Genomic DNA, 5,196 nt, shown 5'->3' with positions numbered 1-5,196 from the left:
GCATTCTGAAGCGCGCTGACGTCGCCGATGTGATGGCGGTGGCGACCCAGCCAGGCCCGGTGACGCTCTTTCCCGTGCTCAAGGTCGAGCCGGATGCGACAGTGGCGGAGTTCGATGCGCGGCATCCGCAAGGCGCCGACTACGTCATCGTTCCGGCGATGAGCCGCTACGACGATCCTGCGGTGCTTGATGGATAAGGCGCCAGTCGGCCAAGGGCGCCATCGTCATTGGCATCTGCGCCGGCGCCAAGGTGGTCGGCGCCAGCGGGTTGCTCGACGGCAAGCGGGCGGCCACGCACTGGTATTCGGTGGGCGAGCTTCGCGACCGGCATCCCTCGATCCGCTATGTCGCCGACCGGCGCTTCGTGGTTGACCAGGGTGTGGCGACAACGACGGGCATCACGGCGTCGATGCCGATGATGCTGACCCTGATCGAGGCGATAGCCGGCAGGCGGAAGGCCGAAGCCGTCGCGCACGAGCTTGGGCTCACCGGCTGGGATGCGCGCCATGCCAGCGGCGCCTTCAAGTTCACGCGTCCCTTCGCGCTGACGGCGATCAGCAACACGCTCGCATTCTGGGATCGCGAACAGCTAGGGCTGGAACTGACGCCGGGCATGGACGAGGTGTCGCTCGCCCTTGTCGCCGATGCATGGTCGCGCACCTACCGCTCGCGCGCCGTGACGATTTCCGCGACGACTGAAGCCGTCACGAGCCGCAACGGCATGCGCATCCTGCCCGACCAGGTCATCGCCAACTGGGCTTCGGAAGCGCGGATCGCCGGCTTCGAGCATCAGCCGCCGGCCGTGGCGCTGGACCAGGCGCTTCGAAACATCGCCGACCGCTATGGCACGGACACGACCGATTTTGTCGCCATGCAGCTCGAATACCCGAAGCAAAGCGCCGCGCAATAAGGCGCCTGCGCCGCGAGTGGGCCTGACTGCACTTCAGGCTGGCGAGCGGTGACTTCTCCGGCGAACGCACCGCGGCCAAGTGGCGATGGTTGTACAAGGTTGTATTTCAGGAATGACTACAGAAACGCCTGCCACGGCGCAGAGTTTGTTAATTTTTGCGAAGTAGCATAAGTACGAACGTGAAGCTATCCAGTTGGTTTGGTAGTATTCCCGAGTCGACGATGGCCGTTCCTGGCGCTCCTCCCTCCGATCTCAGCTGTCGACCAATTCGCGAAGACGATTGGGAAGGCGTGCTCGATTGCCTGCGCAGAGGCTTTCCGATGCGCCGCCGCAAATACTGGATGCATGCGCTGATCCGTCTGGCGGAGCGGCCCGCGATCGAGGGTTGTCCGCGATATGGCTTTGCGCTGGAAAGTTCCGGCCGGATCGTCGGGGTCGTGCTGACCCTCTATGCCCGTTACCCGGGGCGAGAGGGCGACGAAATCCGTTGCAATATCTCAAGTTGGTCCGTGGACAAGGCATTCCGTCCCTACGCCATGAAATTGATCTGGCCGGTGCTCAGGCGAAGGGATGTGACCTACACCAACATTTCGCCGGCACCCTCGACATTGAACGCCAACAAGGCGCTCGGCTTTCGCCTCTTCGCCAGCGGCCAGTTCGCGTTCCTGCCCGCCTTGAGTTCGGCGCAGCCGTCATGCCGGGTGCTCGAGGTCCGCTCCGATCTCGCCGAGATGGCGATGCTGTCGGACAGCGAGAGATCCATTCTCGAGGACCATGCCGCGCTGGGCTGCCTCTCCTTCATCTGTGTTCGCGACGGGGCGGCGTATCCGCTGGTGCTGATGCCGCGCCGCATCCTGCACGGCCTGATCCCGTGCGCCCAAATCGTCTATTGCCGTTCGCTCGTGGATTTGGGCCGCTGCGCCGGTGCCGTGGGACGCATTCTCCTGCGGCGCGGAATCCTGCTTTGCCTCGTCGATGCGAATGGGCCGATCGCAGGCCTGTTCGGCCGCTACTTCGCGAACAAGGGGCTGAAATATTTCAAAGGGCCGAAACCGCCTTCGCCCGGGGATCTGACATTCACCGAACTGGTGATCTTCGGCCCCTAAGATCAGGTTTGCTGACTGGTCCTCGCCGTCGCCATCTCGCGCCAGTGCGTTCCGAGCGAGACGCCGACGAGCAGCAGGCAGAAGCTGAGCGCGAGCGGCGAGTAGAACGCCTCTTCCTGCAGCACGGCATTGGCCGAGATGGTGACGATGCCGACAAAGGCAAACAGGAAATCCGGGTCGCCGGTGTCGATCAGCCGCCGCCGTGCCGCCACGGCGAGCGCCGCCAGGAAACCGAAGAAGACGAAGCTGCCAACCCCCATCTGGTAGAGCATGACGCCGACCGCGCTTTCGACGGGGACGGACGCGACGCCCTCGGCCTGGGCGGTCGCCCAGCTGAGATTGAGGCTGGTGCTCGACAGATTGCCGCCAAATCCCAATCCTTGCCCAAGCGGGTTGGCCATGAAATCGCGCAGGCCGGCCATCAGGCCAAGCACGTGATAGTCGCCATGCGTGGCGCCATAGGCGATGGCGGCGGTCGTCCAGATCGCTGCCAGGGCCAGGACGGCGGCGAGCGTCAGGCGCGCGCGGGAAGGGCGGTAGATGATGCGCATGGCGAGCGCGATGAGCAAAAGGAACGTCGCGCCCTTGGAGCCGATGACCAGAAGCAGCGGCAGGGCGGCGATGGGCAGCAGCCAGCGGCCTCTGAACAGAAGCCAGGCCGAGATGATGCTGAGCGCGTAGGCATAGCTGATCGAATGGAAATTCGGGCCGCCGATGCGGAAGACGCTTGGCAGGATGTCGTTGAAGAACGGCGTGTTGAAGAAGGTCGTCGTCATCACGTCCTGCAGGCCGCGGAAAACGAAGCCCGTTTCTTTGAGTGACTTCTCCCAGACGCCGGTCTCGATCTGCCGCGCGATGTTGCGCTGGATGTAAAGGTCGCCGTGGAACAGGCTGAGGAAATCCATCGTGAAGGTCAGCTCCACGTAGCCGTAGATGATGGCACCGGCACCGAGCCAGAACATGCTCTTGCGCAGGTCGACCGGATAGAGGCTGGCGGCAAGCACCGCGATGTGGAAGCAGGCGAGCGGCGTGATCGTATTGCGGAAATAGACGACCGCATCCTTGGGCTGGCCGTGCACGATCCCCAGGGCGAGATAGAAACAGATCGTCCCGCATAGAACGATGCTCAGCAGCAGCCAGAAGCGCAATTCGGGCAGGGCGCGCACGCGCTGCTGGAACGACGCGGCAAGGAAGATGCAGAACGCGGTCATCAGGATGACGAAGTTGGTGCCGCGCAGCGCGTCGAACGTATCGTTGTCGGGGATGTAAGGGGTGTACCAGGTCACTATGAGGTTCTGGTAGAGGAAGGCGCAGATGATCAGGACCGGGACGCCAGCGGGCATGGCGTTGGCCACGATCAGCGTCAGCAGAAATGTCGCCGCGATGCCGAACGGTGTCCAGACGGCGAAGGCCGAGACCGTCAAGGCAACGACGGAGAGCGACACGATGACATGCAGCAGCGCGTCATCGCGCGACGCCTCCAGCCTCGACGCGTCCAGGCCGAGCGGTGGATATGTCCCGGTGACGCTCATTGCCGGTCGGCCCTGACCGTCGCAGGCATCGGCGCCCGGATGTGCTGAGCCCTGTCCATGTCAGTCCTCGCCGTCGCCGCCGAGGAGGGCGGCGATCATCGAGCGGTCGAATCCTTCCGCGCTCTGCCTGCTGGCGATGAAACCGAACCCCTGGTCGAGCTCCCAATGGGCCCAGCCGATCTGGTTGGCCTCGGCGGCCCTGCGCACGGCGCGAACCCAGCGTGCGCGGCTGTCGGCATCGACGCAGAAATTGAGCACGCCGAACTCGTTCAGCATGACGGGGCAGTGCTGGGCCGCCGACCAGCGCCCGAGCCCGGCGAAATCCGAGGCGATCCGCGCCTCTGTCCAGGGGCTCGACAGTTCCTGCTCCAGAAGGGAAGCAGCTTCTTCGTCGCCCGCCGCCTGGAGTTTGGAGACAAGCGCGCGGACCGGCGGCGAGTCCTTCGTCGCAGGAAAGGGCAGGTTGGCGAGACGGGCGAGCGGCGATCGATCCCAGGTCTCGCATTGATGCGTGAAGGCCATGGGCGCGTAGTAGTGGATGGCGGCGATCTGCCTGTCATCGGCGAGCGGCGGGGTGTCGCCGATCTCCCAGATACCCTGGAAGCGCGCCGGCCCCCAGACCAACGTGTGCAGCGGACATTTGGCGCGCACGGTCCCGGCAAGCTCATCGCGCAGCGCGAGCCAGTCGCTCCGCTCCATCGGCGGTTCGTTCAACAGTTCCGGATAGACCGAATCCTCCGGCAGGTCGGCAATGACGACGCGCAGCGCCGTCCAGGCTTGAACCACCTTCCTGGCGGCGGCTGTCGGATCGCGCTCGAACGCGGCGCGTAGATCACCCGAAGGATGCATGTCCACCAGCACCGCGAAGCCCAGCCCGACAAGCTCGGCCACGCCACGCTGAATGGCGCGCAATGCCGCCCTGTTGCCATCCGCGACGAGATCGCCATTCACCGGCAACCGGATCGTTTCGAACCCCGTTTGACAAAGCTTCTCCAGAACGGCCGGTGCAGGGGCGGTCCCGCCTTCTCGTTCGAACCATCCGGGGAGGTTGAAGCCATGCGAGGGAACGGCGCGCTTGTTCGCCGGCAGCGTGGCGGAGACGGAAAAAGGCAAGGCTGCAAGCAGTGCGCCGCCGGTCAGGGCAAGCGCTCGCCGCCGCGACAGCGCCGGCAATGCCTGCTCCGGCGTCCGCATGGATCAGGTCCTCGCGATGGCGCCGCGGCGCCAGTCGCCGGCCTTCGACGGGACATCCTGCCGGCTCTCGCCGGGCTGGGCGCTGTCCTGCGCGATCAGCAGCGTGGCGCTCCGTTCGACCTGGCCAGCACCGAGATGCCGCTCGATCAGGCCGGCGGCGTCGGATGCCCTTTCGGACCGGTTCAACGCGAACAGCGTGAGATCGGCCTTGGCAAAAAGCTCCGGGTCCCAACCTTCTTCGCCAAGCGATGGGGCGACCACGAGCACGAAATCGAAAGCATTGCCGGCTTCGGCAAGAATGCTGCGCAAGCTGTTGCGATCGCGCGATTGCTGACCCTGCCCGGCCGCCCCACCGGCTGCAACCGTGCGCAGGCCGCTGGCGCCGTCGATGAACAGGCCGGAGCCGTATCCCGCGCGATGCGGCAGGTCTCCGACTTCAACCACGAGCACATTC

3 protein-coding genes and 2 pseudogenes are annotated in these 5,196 nt (G+C 65.0%); 2 read left to right on the top strand and 3 right to left on the bottom strand.

Translation table 11 applies throughout. The features are described from left to right. Window positions 1-910: pseudogene (locus tag EN738_RS30540) on the top strand (DJ-1/PfpI family protein); the annotation flags it as partial. A 221-nt stretch (window positions 911-1,131) separates the two neighbouring features. Beyond that, window positions 1,132-2,016 (top strand): hypothetical protein, encoded by an 885-nt coding sequence (locus tag EN738_RS30535; RefSeq protein ID WP_245494818.1) that lies wholly within the window; start codon window positions 1,132-1,134, stop codon window positions 2,014-2,016. Between the two features lie 2 nt (window positions 2,017-2,018). On the opposite strand, the gene EN738_RS30530 is transcribed toward EN738_RS30535, so the two are convergent. The 3 genes and pseudogenes from EN738_RS30530 to EN738_RS35760 all read right to left on the bottom strand — a co-directional run. Beyond that, window positions 2,019-3,548: a hypothetical protein gene (locus tag EN738_RS30530; protein WP_127286865.1), complete on the bottom strand. Its 1,530-nt coding sequence runs from the start codon at window positions 3,546-3,548 to the stop codon at window positions 2,019-2,021. Window positions 3,549-3,608: 60 nt separating this feature from the next. Beyond that, on the bottom strand, window positions 3,609-4,742 hold the full coding sequence (locus EN738_RS30525) for a cellulase family glycosylhydrolase (protein WP_127286864.1): 1,134 nt from the start codon (window positions 4,740-4,742) through the stop codon (window positions 3,609-3,611). Between the two features lie 3 nt (window positions 4,743-4,745). Next, a pseudogene (locus tag EN738_RS35760) lies at window positions 4,746-5,196 on the bottom strand (exopolysaccharide biosynthesis protein); the annotation flags it as partial.

Origin of the sequence: Mesorhizobium sp. M4B.F.Ca.ET.017.02.2.1, from assembly GCF_003998955.1 — a bacterium.
Lineage (GTDB): Bacteria > Pseudomonadota > Alphaproteobacteria > Rhizobiales > Rhizobiaceae > Mesorhizobium > Mesorhizobium abyssinicae.
This window is presented reverse-complemented; position numbering and strand designations above follow the sequence as displayed.

Excerpts from the sequence above, each read along its gene's own strand:
- EN738_RS30535 (WP_245494818.1), top strand. The coding sequence starts at position 1,132 with ATGGCCGTTCCTGGCGCTCCTCCCTCCGATCTCAGCTGTCGACCAATT.
- EN738_RS30525 (WP_127286864.1), bottom strand. The coding sequence starts at position 4,742 with ATGCGGACGCCGGAGCAGGCATTGCCGGCGCTGTCGCGGCGGCGAGCG.
- EN738_RS30530 (WP_127286865.1), bottom strand. The coding sequence starts at position 3,548 with ATGAGCGTCACCGGGACATATCCACCGCTCGGCCTGGACGCGTCGAGG.